At 58.5% G+C, this 14,705-nt stretch carries 16 protein-coding genes; 7 read left to right on the top strand and 9 right to left on the bottom strand.

Annotation, left to right across the window (positions count from 1 at the left end):
- Nucleotides 1-26: 26 nt before the first annotated feature.
- Complete coding sequence (locus tag ACP3PW_RS02925) at nt 27-512, bottom strand: MarR family winged helix-turn-helix transcriptional regulator (RefSeq protein WP_426415164.1); 486 nt, start codon at nt 510-512, stop codon at nt 27-29.
- A 203-nt stretch (nt 513-715) separates the two neighbouring features.
- On the opposite strand from ACP3PW_RS02925, the gene ACP3PW_RS02920 reads away from it, so the two are divergent.
- Both ACP3PW_RS02920 and ACP3PW_RS02915 read left to right on the top strand, forming a co-directional pair.
- The gene (locus ACP3PW_RS02920; RefSeq protein WP_426415163.1) at nt 716-1,147 is read left to right on the top strand and encodes a secondary thiamine-phosphate synthase enzyme YjbQ; all 432 of its coding nucleotides are present in this window, start codon (nt 716-718) and stop codon (nt 1,145-1,147) included.
- A gap of 169 nt (nt 1,148-1,316) precedes the next feature.
- Nucleotides 1,317-1,601 (top strand): hypothetical protein, encoded by a 285-nt coding sequence (locus ACP3PW_RS02915; RefSeq protein WP_426415162.1) that lies wholly within the window; start codon nt 1,317-1,319, stop codon nt 1,599-1,601.
- A gap of 9 nt (nt 1,602-1,610) precedes the next feature.
- Here the strand turns inward: ACP3PW_RS02915 and ACP3PW_RS02910 are convergent, their stop codons facing one another.
- From ACP3PW_RS02910 to lptM, 6 genes are read right to left on the bottom strand one after another with little or no spacing between them, the layout of a single operon-like run.
- Nucleotides 1,611-2,333, bottom strand: a complete 723-nt coding sequence (locus ACP3PW_RS02910) for an HAD family hydrolase (RefSeq protein ID WP_426415161.1) — start codon at nt 2,331-2,333, stop codon at nt 1,611-1,613.
- Nucleotides 2,333-3,238 (bottom strand): tyrosine recombinase XerC, encoded by a 906-nt coding sequence (xerC, locus tag ACP3PW_RS02905; RefSeq protein ID WP_426415160.1) that lies wholly within the window; start codon nt 3,236-3,238, stop codon nt 2,333-2,335. Before xerC ends, ACP3PW_RS02910 begins: the two co-directional genes overlap by 1 nt.
- The gene (locus ACP3PW_RS02900; RefSeq protein ID WP_426415159.1) at nt 3,235-3,930 is read right to left on the bottom strand and encodes a DUF484 family protein; all 696 of its coding nucleotides are present in this window, start codon (nt 3,928-3,930) and stop codon (nt 3,235-3,237) included. The genes xerC and ACP3PW_RS02900 overlap by 4 nt, the downstream gene beginning before the upstream one ends.
- A gap of 10 nt (nt 3,931-3,940) precedes the next feature.
- Nucleotides 3,941-4,771 (bottom strand): diaminopimelate epimerase, encoded by an 831-nt coding sequence (gene dapF / locus ACP3PW_RS02895; protein WP_426415158.1) that lies wholly within the window; start codon nt 4,769-4,771, stop codon nt 3,941-3,943.
- Between the two features lie 6 nt (nt 4,772-4,777).
- Nucleotides 4,778-6,028, bottom strand: coding sequence for a diaminopimelate decarboxylase (gene lysA / locus ACP3PW_RS02890; protein WP_426415157.1), 1,251 nt, complete (start codon nt 6,026-6,028; stop codon nt 4,778-4,780).
- Nucleotides 6,029-6,049: 21 nt separating this feature from the next.
- The gene (gene lptM / locus ACP3PW_RS02885) at nt 6,050-6,175 is read right to left on the bottom strand and encodes an LPS translocon maturation chaperone LptM (protein WP_426415156.1); all 126 of its coding nucleotides are present in this window, start codon (nt 6,173-6,175) and stop codon (nt 6,050-6,052) included.
- A 135-nt stretch (nt 6,176-6,310) separates the two neighbouring features.
- Here lptM and cyaY point away from each other — a divergent pair, with 135 nt between their 5' ends.
- Nucleotides 6,311-6,631 (top strand): iron donor protein CyaY, encoded by a 321-nt coding sequence (gene cyaY / locus ACP3PW_RS02880; protein WP_426415155.1) that lies wholly within the window; start codon nt 6,311-6,313, stop codon nt 6,629-6,631.
- 8 nt (nt 6,632-6,639) lie between these two features.
- On the opposite strand, the gene ACP3PW_RS02875 is transcribed toward cyaY, so the two are convergent.
- Together ACP3PW_RS02875 and argH are read right to left on the bottom strand one after the other, a co-directional pair.
- A complete protein-coding gene (locus ACP3PW_RS02875; RefSeq protein ID WP_426415896.1) occupies nt 6,640-9,459 on the bottom strand; it encodes a class I adenylate cyclase in 2,820 nt (939 codons plus the stop codon).
- A gap of 57 nt (nt 9,460-9,516) precedes the next feature.
- Nucleotides 9,517-10,920, bottom strand: a complete 1,404-nt coding sequence (gene argH, locus ACP3PW_RS02870) for an argininosuccinate lyase (protein WP_426415154.1) — start codon at nt 10,918-10,920, stop codon at nt 9,517-9,519.
- A gap of 27 nt (nt 10,921-10,947) precedes the next feature.
- On the opposite strand from argH, the gene ACP3PW_RS02865 reads away from it, so the two are divergent.
- The 4 genes from ACP3PW_RS02865 to ACP3PW_RS02850 all read left to right on the top strand — a co-directional run bounded on the left by ACP3PW_RS02865 (nt 10,948) and on the right by ACP3PW_RS02850 (nt 14,696).
- Entirely contained in the window at nt 10,948-12,138 is a 1,191-nt protein-coding gene (locus ACP3PW_RS02865) for a sensor histidine kinase (protein WP_426415153.1), read from the top strand.
- The gene (locus tag ACP3PW_RS02860) at nt 12,135-12,872 is read left to right on the top strand and encodes a LytR/AlgR family response regulator transcription factor (RefSeq protein WP_426415152.1); all 738 of its coding nucleotides are present in this window, start codon (nt 12,135-12,137) and stop codon (nt 12,870-12,872) included. The genes ACP3PW_RS02865 and ACP3PW_RS02860 overlap by 4 nt, the downstream gene beginning before the upstream one ends.
- 131 nt (nt 12,873-13,003) lie before the next feature.
- Nucleotides 13,004-13,927, top strand: a complete 924-nt coding sequence (gene hemC, locus ACP3PW_RS02855; protein WP_426415151.1) for a hydroxymethylbilane synthase — start codon at nt 13,004-13,006, stop codon at nt 13,925-13,927.
- A complete protein-coding gene (locus tag ACP3PW_RS02850) occupies nt 13,905-14,696 on the top strand; it encodes a uroporphyrinogen-III synthase (RefSeq protein WP_426415150.1) in 792 nt (263 codons plus the stop codon). Before hemC ends, ACP3PW_RS02850 begins: the two co-directional genes overlap by 23 nt.
- Nucleotides 14,697-14,705 lie beyond the last annotated feature (9 nt).

Genomic DNA, 14,705 nt, shown 5'->3' with positions numbered 1-14,705 from the left:
AGATCAAATCATTATAGGGGCTGGAGTCAGGTAGGTGGTGAGGCTGGCGCAATATCGAGAAGTGGGGCTGCGTCGATCCTCTCGGCGTCCATCATGGTGGCCACGCGCTGTATGGAGGAGAGGATTTGGGTCTTTTCCCAGTTCTCCAGGGTCTCAAAGCGCTCGATAAATTTCTCATGCAGCAGGGGGGGTGCACCCGCCAGTACCTCGCGCCCAGATTCTGTGAGGCGAGCATTTACGATGCGCCGGTCCTTCTGTGCCCGCACCCGGTCTAACAGTTGTCGCTCCTCAAGCCGATTGAGGATGGTGGTCACGGTTGCCTGGCTCAGGGAAACGTCATCCGATATGCGTTTGACGGTAACGTCTCCGAGTTGGTCTATGGCACGTAGCACCATAACCTGGGGTATCGTGAGGCCGCACACTTTTGTCATGCGCTTGGATTGAAGGTCGGTGGCGCGGATGATGCGCCGTAGCGAAATGAGTACGTCGTGCCAATAGGGCGTTTGGGTCATAAGAGGGGTGCTCAAAAAAGTTAGAGATCAAACTAATAAATAGGGATTGCAATAGGCGACAGGGTAATGGAATGGAGAGCGTGGAAGCAAGCCCCGCTTCATTTCGGGTGCCGGGTGGAGATAGCGGTGGCTATGGATTGAGTAGGCAGCCTGATGTTGTAATGATTACGCTTTTAAAACTATTGAGCGAGAGGTCCAAGCCCGTGTGGTTACAACGAGAAATAAGTTTGCGCCCAAGAGCCCGGGGCTTTCACCTGATCACCTCCGAGTTCGTGGCGCAGATTCCTGAGCTGGAATCGATCGAAGTGGGTTTGATGCATCTGCTGCTGCAACATACCTCCGCCTCGATTACCTTGAATGAAAATGCGGACCCCAGCGTGCGTGCGGATTTTGAAAGCCACTTCAATCGGGCGATACCCGAGGACGAGCCCTGGTACCAGCACCGTGACGAAGGCCCGGATGATCTGCCGGCCCATATCAAGAGCAGTGTGCTCGGTGCGAGCCTGACCTTGCCTGTCGGCCAGGGTCGGCTGCGGCTTGGGACCTGGCAAGGAATCTACCTGTGTGAACATCGTGACTATGGTGGTGCGCGGCGCCTGGTGGTGACCCTCCATGGGGAGCGTGGCGACTCGTAGCTGTTCAGGAGAGGGGTGCGATTTTGTAATTACATTGCACCGATATTCATATGATTTTTAGAATAAAAAAATATTAAAAAACAGGTTCTCACTCTCTGGACTGCGGCAAAAAAACCGCTATAAATTGTCTTTGTAGGTTCTTCCGTCAACAGAGGTGCTGGGGTGCATTATGGCCCGCGATTTTAGTGAGAGCAGTCATATGGAATCGGACAACGTAGATGATCAGGGTTTGGGCGAAGAGTTTGACGACGATGCTGGCATCGAATCCCTGGGTCGAAATCAGCTCAGTGCAGAAAGCCGTACCCTTGAGTCCCAGCGCAAACTGCATGAGACCCTCGAGCAGCAAGTGGCTCAATTTCTAGCAAATGGCGGCACCATCACCGAAGTGGAATCGAGCATCGCTTCAGATCCTCCCAGGAAGCCGGTCAGCCGCTATGGCAGCCGGCCGATTTAATCTGCGGCTTTAGTGGGTATCCCTGCGTGCAAGCCACTGTTTAATGGTGGCAGGGATCTCCTCCAAGCGCTCAACCTGAAGCTCAATCGGCTCGCGTGATAGATTGCGGTCGACCTCCTGTTTGCGGGGGTTAAACCAGAGCGTGAACAGTCCCGCATCGCGGGCGCTGATTACATCATTTTGCAGGTCATCGCCGATATGCAGGGTGCGCTGCGGGGCCACACCTACCCGTTGCAGTGCCGCGCGGTAGAAATCGGGATCGGGCTTGGCCAGGCTGATCTGTTCGGCCCGTACGCTATGATCGAAATGGCGTCCCAGAGGCAGGCGGGCGACGTCGGCGTTGCCGTTGGTGAGTGCGATCAGGGTGAAGCGGGAACCGAGAGTTTGTAACAGCGCTTCGGCTTCAGGGTAGGGGGTCACTTGATGGCGGGCTTCCAGAAACAGATTGAATCCTTCGCTGGCCAGTGCCTGGCTCTCTTTTTCCGGATAGCCGCTGTGGACCAGTGCGCGGAACAGAACCTGTTCGCGCAGTTCGCTGATTCTGTGGCGTAAATGAGGGTTTGTCGCTATGAGTTCGCGTCGAAAAATCAGCAGTGTCTCCAGCTGGTAGTAAGGCACCAGCTTGGGGACCTGCTTTCGCACCCAGTTCTCAAGAGCTGCCTCGGCAGCGCGAATAACGGGTGGGTTGTCCCAGAGCGTGTCATCAAGGTCAAAACTGATAGCGTCAATCATTACCGCTTGCGCCTTTGCGCCCTCGGGTGTGCCTTGTCGTAGGTGTCGGCCAGGTGCTGAAAGTCCAGATGGGTGTAGATCTGGGTAGTGGAGATATCGCTGTGGCCCAGCAACTCCTGTACGGCCCGAAGATCGCCGCTGGATTCGAGTAGGTGGCTGGCGAAGGAGTGACGCAGCTTATGGGGGTGCAGGTTATCAGGTAGCTGCTGCTTTATGCCCCACTCCTTGAGCCGGGTCTGTACCTGGCGCTGGCTGATGCGGTTACCGCGGCTGGAAACGAAGAGCGCATGGCAGTTTTCGCTTGCGATCTGCGCTCGACAGCTTAACCAGCGCCCCAGAGCCTCCAGTGCGAGGCGACCGATCGGCAGTTGGCGGCTTTTGTTGCCCTTACCGATAGCGATCAATTGCGCCGCTTTAAGGTCGATGGAGTCGAGGTCAAGCCCCACCAGTTCGCTCAAGCGCAGCCCCGAGGAGTAGAACAGTTCCATGATGCACTGGTCGCGCACCGCCAGTGGATCATCGTCGCTAATGGACAGTAGTTGACCCATCTGGTCCGCATCCAGGGTGTGGGGCAGGCGGCGTTTGCTCTTGGGGGCGCGGATGCCGGTGGCGGGGTTGGTATCCAGGCGCTGTTCCCGATTCAGGAAACGATAAAAGCTGCGCACCGCAGAGAGTCGTCGTTGAAGGCTTTTGCCGCCTAGTCCCTGACGGTGACTGCTGGCGATGAACTGGCGCAGATGATGGCTGTCGAGCTGTTGCCAGTGCTCTATTTTCTGCTGCTCGCGAAATTGATCGAGCTTGCCGAGGTCGCGACGATAATTGCTCCAAGTGTGGGGGGAAAGCTGTCGCTCGGCACGCAGATAGTGCAGGAAATCTTCGATCCAGGGGTCGAGGGCTTGGCTCATCCCGGTGCGTCAATATGGTGGGGCAGGGTGCGGCTGAGTACATCCCCGACATAGCTCAGGAACAGGGTGCCTACACTGCTGCGGTACTGTTGCGCGTCCTGGCTGGCAATGGCCAGAACGCCGAATGAGCGACCGGAGAACTGCAGCGGGGTGACCGCAGCGGAGGCGATCTCCTGACGCTGTCCCGGAAACAGGAAGTTGAGTTCGTTGTCGCGCAGAATGCCGCTGACGGCGCGATTATTGCGCAATAGCTCCGCCAGTTGCTGGTTGGCATCGGCTATTGGGGCGACCCGGCCGTGGGTGCTGAGAGGTTTGTCACTGAACAGCACCAGTTCGCAGTAGGGAACCTGAAAATCGTTGCGTAGGCTCTCTTCGGTCGCGCTGACGACATCGTCAACAGTGCGCGCTTCCAGTAGGGCGAGCACCAGGCGTCGGGTTTTGTCGAACAGGCGATCGTTATCGCGGGCAACGTCCAGCAGGTGATTGAGCCGCTGGCGCATCTCCAGATTGCGCTCGCGCAGAACATTTACCTGTCGCTCTACCAGTGATATCGCCTCGCCCCGTTGATGGGGTATCTGCATCTTCAGCAGCAGGTCGTCACGCTGGTGGAAAAAGTCGGGGTGTTGGCGCAGGTATTCACCGACCTGATCTTCACTGATCTCGGTGGTGGTCTCGCTATCGTACTCGCTCATGGGTGTTGTCTCATATCCTGATCTGTCCTTCGTAGACCCGGGTCGCGGGGCCGGTCATGATGACCGGGTGGTTATCCCCCTTCCACTGTAGCTTTAGGGTGCCACCTCGCAGCTGCGCTGTCACCTCTTCGTCGAGTAGTCCGCGCAGGCGGCCGGCGACCAACGCTGCACAGGCACCGGTGCCGCAGGCGAGGGTTTCCCCAACGCCGCGCTCGAATACCCGCAGTCGAATCTCCTTGCGACTCACCACCTGCAGGAAGCCGACGTTACAGCGCTGAGGGAACTGGGGGTGATGCTCTACCCGTGGCCCCAGTTCCAGGACCTGCGCGCTATCGACATCCTCGACCAGCATCACCGCGTGGGGATTGCCCATGGAGACGGCGCCGATGGTCAGAGGCTGGCCATCTACATCGAGTGCATAGGTGGGGGCGGGAGATGGTGCCTCGAAGGGGATCCGGGCCGGTTCCAGTACCGGCACTCCCATATTGACGCTGACATCCTTGTTGCTGGTGATCTGGAGTTCGATGTCACCGCTGCTGGTTTCAACTCGAATCCGGTTTTTTGGGGTCAGTTTTTTGTCGTACACAAAGCGGGCAAAACAGCGCGCGCCGTTGCCGCACTGTTCTACCTCGCTGCCATCGGCATTGAAGATGCGGTAGCGGAAGTCAACGTCGGGATTCTGTGGGGGCTCGACGATCAGCATCTGGTCGAACCCAATGCCAAAATTGCGGTCCGCTAACCTGCGCACCTGATCTGCGCTGATGTGGGCGTGCTGGGTCACCAGGTCGATAACAGCGAAATCATTGCCCAGGCCGTGCATCTTGGTAAATCGCAGTAGCATGAGGCGTCAGTCCGGTAGCAGGGATTCGTTAGCGATCTGTTGGGCAAAGGTTTCCCGCTTGCGAACCAGATGCAGCTGATCGCCATCAACCATGATTTCGGCAGCGCGGTTGCGGCTGTTGTAGTTGGAACTCATGGTGAAACCATAGGCGCCGGCGCTGCGAACGGCCAGTAGATCGCCGGCCTCAACTACCAGCTCGCGATCCTTGCCGATAAAATCTCCGGTCTCACAGATGGGTCCGACGAGGTCGTAGTTGTGGGGTTCACCATGGGCGCGTGGCTTGACCGGAATAATCTCTTGCCAGGCCTGATAAAGAGCGGGGCGGATGAGGTCGTTCATGGCGGCATCGACAATGGCGAAGTGCTTGCCGCTGTTCTCCTTCAGGTACTCTACGCGAGTCAGCATGATGCCGGCATTGGCAGCGATTGAGCGTCCGGGCTCCAGCACCAGAGTCAGTTCGCGGTTGCCGAGGCGCGCCAATACGGCGCTGGCATAGTCGGCCGGTTGCGGAGGCTGTTCCCCTTGATAGCTAACGCCGAGGCCGCCACCAAGGTCGAGGTGCTTGATCTCGATGCCATCGCTCTTGAGTTCGTCAATCAGGGCCAGCAAGCGATCGAGGGCGTCGAGAAAAGGCGCCAGCTCCGTTAATTGGGAGCCGATATGGCAGTCGACGCCAACGACCTCAATGTTGGGCAGGGTGGCCGCGTGGCGATAAACCCGTGGCGCCACTTTGAAATCGATCCCGAACTTGTTCTCCTTGAGTCCGGTGGAGATGTAGGGGTGGGTGCCGGCATCCACATCCGGATTCACCCGCAGGGAGATGCGTGCGCTAACCCCCATCTCGGAGGCAACCTGTTGCAAGCGCTCTAGCTCGGCTTCCGATTCGATATTAAAGCAGTGGATGCCAACATCCAGAGCGCGGCGCATCTCGGCGGCCTGTTTGCCGACACCGGAGAAGATGATGCGTGAGGGGTCACCCCCGGCCGCCAGGACCCGCTCCAGCTCGCCGATGGAGACAATATCAAAACCTGCGCCCAGACGTGCGAGTACATTGAGCACCCCCAGGTTGCTATTGGCCTTGATCGCATAACAGATCAGGTGGGGGTGGGCGGCCAGGGCTTGGTCGTAAGCGTTGTAATGGCGTTCGAGGGTTGCCCGCGAGTAGACGTAGCAGGGGGTGCCGAACTGCGCAGCAATGTCGTTGGCGGAGACCTGTTCAGCAAACAGTTCGCCGTCTTGATAGATAAAGTGATCCATTGAGGGGGCTGGCCTTGGCGGTTACTGGTCGGGTGAGGATGCGGGCTGATACGAAACCTGTGCGTCGGGCAGGTATAACGGACCCTTCTGGCCGCAGCCAGCCAGTAACCCGATTGCCAGTAACAGGGGCAAAAGTATGCGTATCATCGTTGTTCTCGTCGCTAGTGAATAAAGGGTTTGGTGCCACAGTATACCTGCTGTCTGTTACCTTGCCTACGCTGCTACGGGGCGTGTTAAACTCGCCTTCAGTGAGGGTCAACGCGTAATCCGGAGTGCAGGGCGATGAGTGAAAATAACGTAAACCAGCTGCTTGATGAGTTGATGATGTCGATCGAGGATGCCATCGAGGAGGCGGGGGTTGATATCGATTATGAAACGGCCGCCGGTATTCTTACCCTGACCTGCGAGGATGGCAGCCAGGTGATCCTCAGTCGTCAGGCGGCAACGGGGCAGCTGTGGATGGCGGCTCGCAGTGGCGGCTTTCATTTTGCACTCGACGATGAGGGGGGGTGGCACTGTACTCGCAGTGGCGAGGCGTTCATGCCTATGCTCAACCGCTGTCTGAGCGAGCAGTCTGGCGAACCGGTAGCACTGTCGTTGTAGCCTGAGGACTAATTCAGGGTGCGGTCCAATAATGCCTCGATATCGCGCTTGCGCTGCAGGTACTGGATTGACTGCAGGGTATCGCCCCCCTGGGGCAGGGGCAGGTCAACGTCGGTGATGTAGCAGGGATAGCGTTCTCTGCCATGGCGTTGCTGGAGAATGTAGTCGGCAGCGGCCTCTAGCTGGCGACTGCCGTACTCGAAAGAGTTGAACTCGCGCTCGCCGCAGAAGATAGTGAGCCGCTCGGCATCGTCGGCGTCGAGTTCGATGATTACCTGAACCTCCATGTAGGGCGCATCACTCTGTTGCGGTGGAGTTACCGGGCGCAGCTGGCGCGGAGCGTAGTCGCTACGTGCGTCGATCTCGTAAAGCTCTATCGAATCGCTGGTGAAGGGGCCCTGGGGTTGTTCCGGGTGCGCGTTGAGGCGGAATACCACCCGCTGCAAGAAGCGATATATCTGTGCCAGCACCTGTTGCAGGTCGCCGTGGGGCAAGGTCTGGCGCAGTAGTGAACCGCGCTCATCCAGCAGGTAGAGGTGAATTTTTTGCCCGTGAAACTGTTGGTAAAACAGTTGAATGCGGCCCGCCTCGTTGTGGGGTAATAGTAGCGATAATATGCTGTCGGTGAGCGCGTGCCGATCCACTACGATCGGACTAAACCCATGCTGCGCCTGGCCCAGAAAGCCGATCAGTGAGCGTTCATCCTCAAAGCTGCGGACCCGGGCCTGGGGGTATTGCTGCAACACATGGAAGTGGTGCTCTACCTGCAAAATATAGCGGCAATGGTCGTGCCTTCCGTGCTGCAGGTGGTGGCGAATATCGGTAAACAGCTCGCTCACCCGGTCCTGTATCTGCTGCGACCGGTTGCGGCAGTAACAGCGGATGGTCGGCTGCGGGGGGTGGGCATTAGCGCTTAGGCTCAGGTGTTCACGCAGGCAGTGCACCAGTGCATCGGGGCCCTCGAAGCGAGTCACACTCCACTCGTTCCAGCTATTGACCGTTAACTGGTCGATCGTGATGACATGGTTGGCGCGCAGTGCGCTGAAACCAAGAGAGTCGGTGCGACTGCTGAGCAGGTGAACATTGCGCCGGCTGCTGGTGGCCATTGGGTCCACCCCGGCGTTGATCAGGAGAAGGACGTTTTGGGGGCGGCTTGGTTGCAGGTAGGTGTCATCGTCCACCGGGGCGGACGCCAATGGCAGGTGGTGCTTCAGCGCCTGCAGCAGGAGTTGCAGCTCGTGCTCGGTGAGCGCGCTGTTGCCGGGAAACAGCGACAGGTAAGTGCTGTTGTCGATTACCCGATTGAAGTGGCACCAGCCAAGCAAGCTGATCATTGATGGTGCCTGTTTGAGCGGGGAGTGGTGAGACAGCTCATCGTGCTTGAGCGCCCCGCGAAACAGCTGCCACTCAGGGCTAGGGCTATCATGGTAAACGAGAGACAGGTTGGCTTCGGCCATATCCTGGGAGATGCCGGGATTAAGGCGCGGAATCTTGTTGGCGCGGCGCTCGAAGGCAGCGTACAGGCGTCGCCCGAGTAGTTGCATGTCCCGTTGGGAGATCAGGGTATCGCTATCTGCGCCGCGACTGAATTCGCTGAGAAAGCGGTAGCTGTGCATCAACTGGGATACCAGTACCGAGCGCTCCTCGGTTACCCGGTCCACCTTCCACTGGTTGTGGTTGTCGAGGTCTGCCAGAGTGTCGCTGTCCCACTCCCACGCCGTGGCCAACTGTTCCAGTACGCCGCGTTGCCAGGAGCGTGCACGGCGCGGGCGTATACTCAGTCGCTTGCCCACCTTGAAGTAGAGGGCCTTGCGCACCAGTTCCAGGCGCTGCCATTGCTCCTTAACCCGCAGGTAGTGTTCCAGCTTGTGGTAGAGCAGGATGTAGGGGTCGAGAGCGTCGAGAGAGTCTTCACCCTGATAAACGCGACGCTTAAAGGTCATGCTGATCAGTTCATCGCTGCGGCTGGCGTAGAGTTCGGTGAGCATCAGTTTGAGTACCGATTTATAGGGCGACTCCAGGCCCTTAAACATCTGCCATAGGCCGGCACCGACAAACTCGCCGGCGGGAATCTCGGTGAGACCTCCGAAATCGACGGTTTCGTCGTCATGAATGTAGCGTTTGTCTCGCAGCCGCTGGGCGTAATGGTCGTAGTGAGTTTCATCGCCGGGAGGGATCAACCACCAGATTGGGTAGCGTCCCGCCAGCAGTAAGGCTGTGCGATAAAACTCGTCCAATAGCAGGCTGTGTTGAGAGCTTCCGCAATCTTCACCGGATAGTTCGGCCTGGTGTTGGCGGTGGCGAAACTTTTCGTCGTCCATGAGGAAAAAGTGCACTTCGAGGTTAAAGGGTTGGGCCCACTTCTCGATCAGGGTGCACTTGTGTTGCAGCTCTTTGCGTTCCTGCTCACTAAGGTCGGGCGCATGGCAGACCCAGATGTCGAGGTCGCTGCGGCCCGAGTGGGCGAGGCTGCCGCAACTGCCCATTAGGAAGAGACTGTAGATACGGCATTGGCGGTTGGGCTTGCGTCGATAACGAAAGCTGCGGGTCAGGCGGCTGGCTTCGTTCAGAATCCTTTTGTCGGGCTCATAGCGGGAGATACCGGCGGGGGTCTGGTAGGAGACGAACCCCGGCAGTAGCGGGTGATTCTCCATAAACAATAGGGGCAGCAGATCGAGGAACAGTTGTTGGCGTGTGGCGAGTCCATCCCTCGCCCGCTGCAGGCGCCCTTGGTTGATCTCCATAAATCGCTGCTGGATGCGTTTGAGCGTCTTGCGATCGACGCCGCCCTCCAGGCTATGGATCAGGGCATGATGGTGTTGGCTCATTTTCACAGTATAGGTGGTGCCCGTCGACACCCCTGTCCAGGGTGTCGACGCAACGGGCTAGCGCCGTGCGGCGAGCGTTGCGCGGGCCGCGGTGACCGCCAATTTTACCTGGGCCGGAGCCGTGCCACCGGTGTGGTTGCGGGCGTTGACGGAACCCTCCAGGGTCAGTACGTCGAATACGTCGTCGCAGATGGTATCGGAAAACTGGCTCAGTTGGTCGAGGCTCATTTCGGAAAGGTCCAGACCGTTCTCGATGCCAAAGGCAACGGCTTTACCCACCACTTCGTGAGCGTCACGAAAGGGCATCCCCTTGCGCACCAGGTAATCGGCCAGATCGGTCGCGGTGGAGAAGCCTCGGCGTGCGGCATCGCGCATGCTATCGGCTTTGGCGCGGATCGCGGGCACCATATCGGCGTAGGCTCGCAGGCAACCCTTGAGGGTGTCGACCGTATCGAACAGGGGTTCCTTGTCCTCCTGGTTGTCTTTGTTATAGGCCAGTGGCTGGGACTTCATCAGGGTCAGCAGGGAGATCAGGTGGCCATTGACGCGGCCACTCTTGCCCCGCACCAGCTCCGGCACGTCGGGATTTTTTTTCTGCGGCATGATGCTGGAACCGGTGCAGAAACGGTCGGGCAGCTCGATAAAGTTGAACTGGGCCGAGGTCCATAGCACCAGCTCTTCTGACATGCGCGACAGGTGGGTCATTACCAGGCTGGCGGCGGCGCAGAACTCAATGGCGAAGTCGCGGTCGCTAACCGAGTCCAGTGAGTTGGCGGTAGGGCCGTCGAAATCGAGCAACTCGGCGCTGTAGAAACGGTCGATGGGGTAGGTGGTGCCAGCCAGGGCCGCAGCCCCCAGTGGGGACTGGTTCAGTCGGGCGCGGCAATCGTGCAGGCGCCCGTAGTCGCGCGATAACATCTCAAACCAGGCCATCAGGTGGTGGCCAAAGGTAACCGGTTGCGCGGTTTGCAGGTGGGTGAAACCGGGCATTATGGTGCCGGCTTCGCGTTCGGCAACCTCCAGCAGTCCCTCCTGCAAGCGGGTCACTTCGGTGAGCAGGAAGTCGATTTCATCTCGCAGGTAGAGGCGGATGTCGGTGGCGATCTGGTCGTTGCGGGAACGGCCGGTGTGCAGCTTCTTGCCGGTGATACCGATGCGGTCGGTAAGACGCGCCTCGATGTTCATGTGAATATCTTCCAGTTCGACCGACCATTCGATCTCTCCGCGTTCGATCTCGCTCTTGATCTGGTCGAGCCCCTCGGTGATAGCCGTTAGCTCTTCGTCGGTTAGTACGCCAATTTTGTTGAGCATGCGAGCGTGAGCTTGGGAGCCGCGGATGTCCTGGTCGTAGAGGCGCTTGTCGAAGTCGATCGAGGCGGTAAATCGGGCCACGAAGGCGTCGGTGGGCTCATTGAAACGGCCGCCCCATTGCTGATTGGTCTTCTGCTCGTCACTGCTCATGCTGCTTCCTTGATATCGAGGGTGCCAATGGCCCCGTACGGTGAAAAAAATTCGGACGATTATAACAGTTTTGAGCATCGGGTGATGCGTCTTGGGAGAGGATGCTTTGCATTGCTGGCGCTGGCCTGTACCCTGCCGTTTATGAACAGGGATTCCGTTACCAATAGAAGTGTCGATAGTCAGGACTTTTTCCTGCCCGACCTCTGCCGCACACCGGCGGTGCTGGCGCTGATTCTGATCACCCAACTGCTGGTGCTGGTGGAGGTGCTGGCGGCATCGGGTCCCCACGGCATTGACTGGGATTATCTGGCGATTTCATCGCTGTTCGTACAGTGGATTATGCTCAGCAGTACTGCGTTGCTGTGCCTGCTGCGGGACTGGCTCAGCAGTCGTCCCATGCCCCAGGTGGTGCTGGTTTGTATGTTGCTGGTGAGCGGTGTAACCCTCAGCTTCTCGCTCATTTCCCGCTGGATGATGTTTCCGTTGCCCCTCAACGCGTTCTGGTTCACGCTTGAGGTGTGGCCGCTGCTGCGCAACCTGCTGATCGGCATCATTATCACCGGCATGGTATTGCGTTACCTTTATGTGCAGCATGAGTTGCATCGCCAGCAAAAGGCAGAATTACAGGCGCGTTTGCAGTCGTTGCAGTCGCGTATTCGGCCCCATTTTTTGTTCAACAGCATGAACAGTATTGCCAGCCTGATTGCGGTCGAGCCGGAAAAAGCCGAGCAGGCGGTCATCGACTTGTCGGAGCTGTTTCGCGCCAGCTTGCAGCAGGGCAGCAGTGAGGTGACGCTGCATCGCGAACTGGAGCTGTGTCGGCAATATTTAAGAATCGAAAAGTTACGCTTGGGAGGGCGGTTGCAGGTTGACTGGCAGCTGTCGGAGTTACCTGGCGAACTGCCGATCCCGCTGTTGACGCTGCAGCCGTTATTGGAGAATGCGATTCACCACGGCGTGCAGCCACTCACCGAAGGTGGCACGGTTACCGTATCCGGTGAGTATCGAGATGGTCTCCTCAGCCTCCGGGTTAGCAACCCGATGCCGGCTGGCGGTGGCGGAGCGAGTGGGGGCAACCGTATAGCGCTGGCCAACATTGAAGACCGGCTGCGAGCACTTTATGGTGGAGCGGCCAAGATGATACGGGTGAAGGAGCATCAGCTATATATGGTGGTAATAAGTTATCCCTGCCATCCGCTCACGGAGGCGACGGCATGAAGGTATTGTTGGCCGACGACGAACCCCTGGCGCGGGACCGATTGCGCCGCATGGTAGAGTTGTGCGAGGGCTATGAGGTGCTGGATGAGGAAGCCAGTAACGGCGAGCAGGCGATCGCCCTGAGCCAGCGCTTCAATCCGGATGTCGTGCTGATGGATATCCGCATGCCGGGCATGGACGGCATGGCCGCTGCCCGTCACCTCTGCACGTTACGGACGCCACCGGCGGTGATCTTCTGCACGGCCTATGGAGAGTACGCGATCGAGGCGTTTGAGGTGCAAGCCGTCGGTTACCTGCTTAAACCCGTGCGCCAGGAGGCGTTGCAGAAAGCGCTCGATAGCGGCAGTCGTGCCAATCGTATTCAGTTAGCCGCCCTTTCCCAGCAGCAGGAGGGGACGGGGCAGCGTTGCCATATTAGCGCCCGTACCCACAAAGGGATCGAGTTGATACCCTTGGCCGATGTAATCTGCTTTGTGGCGGACAACAAGTATGTGACGGTGCGGCATAAGGGGGGCGAACTGCTGATCGACGACACCCTTAAAGAGCTGGAGGCGGAATTTGGCGAGCGCTTTGTGCGCATCCACCGCAACGCGCTGGTCTCCTGTGCCGCCATCGACCGCCTTGAGCGAACAGGCGAGGGTCATTACCAATTATTTTTGGCGGGACAGGAGGAGGCGTTGCAGGTAAGTCGCCGTCATGTCGCTGCGACTCGACGCTTGATGCAGCGCCTATAGCCTGCAGGCGGCTGTGAAACGGAACCTGAGTCAACGATTTGTCCTTTGAGCCTCGGCCAAGGGTGCGAAATCGCGGGCCCTGCCGTATTATAGAGCCCTTCTTTAAGAGTGATTAACTGTTGGAATTAAACGTGAAAAAAATCCGTATTGCGACCCGTAAGAGTGCCCTGGCGTTGTGGCAGGCAGAACATGTCAAAAGCCGTTTGATGGCCGCTCATCCGGGACTGGAAGTGGAACTGGTGGCGATGACCAGCCGCGGAGATCGAATCCTGGATGCGCCACTGGCCAAAATCGGCGGTAAGGGATTGTTTGTTAAAGAGCTGGAAACGGCGATGCTGGAAGGGCGCGCGGATATCGCAGTGCATTCGATGAAGGATGTGCCGATGGATTTCCCTGAAGGCCTGGGGCTCGCGGTTATCTGCGAGCGTGAAGATCCCCGTGATGCTTTTGTATCCAACACCTATGCTTCTCTCGATGAGTTGCCCCAGGGCGCTATCGTGGGAACCTCCAGCCTGCGCCGTCAGTGCCAGCTATTGAAGTTGCGCCCCGACCTGACCATCAATTTTCTGCGCGGCAACGTTAACACTCGTTTGGCCAAGCTCGATGCCGGAGAGTATGACGCCATTATTCTTGCAGCGGCGGGTTTGATCCGCCTGGAGTTTGAGGATCGTATTACGGCCTTTATCGACATTGAGCGGAGTCTGCCCGCTGGAGGCCAGGGTGCCGTTGGCATCGAGTGCCGCATGGACGACGTTGCGACCCGCGAGCTGATCAAGACCCTGCACCATGAGGTGACCGCCAACTGCGTGCTGGCGGAGCGAGCGATGAATAAGCAGTTGCAAGGCGGCTGTCAGGTGCCGATCGCCAGCTTTGCCGTTCAGCAAGGCGATGAGATCTACCTGCGTGGATTGGTCGCCCGTCCTGATGCAACCACCGTGTTGACCAGCGAACTACGGGGTGTGGTGGCCGACTGCGAGCGCATCGGTGTCGATGTCGCCGAGGATTTGCTGAGCCAGGGAGCGGGAGAGATTCTTGCCGAGCTCTATCACGACTGATTGTTCCGGCCTGCAGGTACTGGTGACCCGGCCCACCGAGCAGGCTGAGCGGTTGGCCCAAAAGCTGCGCGCGGCCGGCGCCGGCGCCCTGGTTATGCCGCTCATTGAGGCCAGGGCCCTGGTGGAGAGCGAACAGGTCAAGGCGCAGGTGCTGGATCTGGATCGCTTTCAGAAGCTGATCTTTATCAGCCGCTCCGCGGCTCGCTTTGGCGGCGACCTGATTGACCGATATTGGCCACAGATGCCGGTTGCGGTGGAATGGTTTGCGATTGGCGGGGGAACCGCCGAAGAGGTGGAGCGCCTGGGTGTGGAGGTGGAGTTTGCCAAAGAGGGTACCGACAGCGAGGCGTTGTTGCAGTTGCCGGCGTTTGCCAATATAGCGGGCCAGCGGATCCTGCTGGTCAAGGGCGTCGGAGGGCGTGAGCACCTGGCGACTGAGCTGAGTGCGCGGGGCGCTGAGGTGATAGAATTACCGGTCTATGAGCGTCATTCGCTAGCCTATGAGCCGGCTGAGTTTCTGTCACGGGTGGCGCAACACCGGATTAACCTTGCGGTGGTCACCAGTGGTGGCATCGCCGAACGATTAACGCAGTTGCTGGCCGATGACCAGCGTGCGTCGATTCATTTGCTGGTTCCCAGTGAGCGGGTCGCGCAATTGATGGCGAATAAGGGCTTTGCATCCGTTTGGATAAGTGACGGAGCGGGAGATTCAGCCATAATGGAATCATTGCAGCATCTGGCCGCTCAGGTGGAGGCCAGCCACAGCTAACAGGGGATG

It is taken from the genome of Aestuariirhabdus sp. LZHN29, from assembly GCF_049985285.1.
GTDB lineage: Bacteria > Pseudomonadota > Gammaproteobacteria > Pseudomonadales > Aestuariirhabdaceae > Aestuariirhabdus.
This window is presented reverse-complemented; position numbering and strand designations above follow the sequence as displayed.

What these genes read in the sequence shown, in the direction of transcription:
- ACP3PW_RS02925 (WP_426415164.1), bottom strand. Translation starts at nt 512, where the DNA reads ATGACCCAAACGCCCTATTGGCACGACGTACTCATTTCGCTACGGCGC.
- ACP3PW_RS02915 (WP_426415162.1), top strand. Translation starts at nt 1,317, where the DNA reads ATGGCCCGCGATTTTAGTGAGAGCAGTCATATGGAATCGGACAACGTA.
- ACP3PW_RS02910 (WP_426415161.1), bottom strand. Translation starts at nt 2,333, where the DNA reads ATGATTGACGCTATCAGTTTTGACCTTGATGACACGCTCTGGGACAAC.
- xerC (WP_426415160.1), bottom strand. Translation starts at nt 3,238, where the DNA reads ATGAGCCAAGCCCTCGACCCCTGGATCGAAGATTTCCTGCACTATCTG.
- ACP3PW_RS02900 (WP_426415159.1), bottom strand. Translation starts at nt 3,930, where the DNA reads ATGAGCGAGTACGATAGCGAGACCACCACCGAGATCAGTGAAGATCAG.
- dapF (WP_426415158.1), bottom strand. Translation starts at nt 4,771, where the DNA reads ATGCTACTGCGATTTACCAAGATGCACGGCCTGGGCAATGATTTCGCT.
- lysA (WP_426415157.1), bottom strand. Translation starts at nt 6,028, where the DNA reads ATGGATCACTTTATCTATCAAGACGGCGAACTGTTTGCTGAACAGGTC.
- lptM (WP_426415156.1), bottom strand. Translation starts at nt 6,175, where the DNA reads ATGATACGCATACTTTTGCCCCTGTTACTGGCAATCGGGTTACTGGCT.
- cyaY (WP_426415155.1), top strand. Translation starts at nt 6,311, where the DNA reads ATGAGTGAAAATAACGTAAACCAGCTGCTTGATGAGTTGATGATGTCG.
- ACP3PW_RS02875 (WP_426415896.1), bottom strand. Translation starts at nt 9,459, where the DNA reads ATGAGCCAACACCATCATGCCCTGATCCATAGCCTGGAGGGCGGCGTC.
- argH (WP_426415154.1), bottom strand. Translation starts at nt 10,920, where the DNA reads ATGAGCAGTGACGAGCAGAAGACCAATCAGCAATGGGGCGGCCGTTTC.
- ACP3PW_RS02865 (WP_426415153.1), top strand. Translation starts at nt 10,948, where the DNA reads ATGGCCCCGTACGGTGAAAAAAATTCGGACGATTATAACAGTTTTGAG.
- ACP3PW_RS02860 (WP_426415152.1), top strand. Translation starts at nt 12,135, where the DNA reads ATGAAGGTATTGTTGGCCGACGACGAACCCCTGGCGCGGGACCGATTG.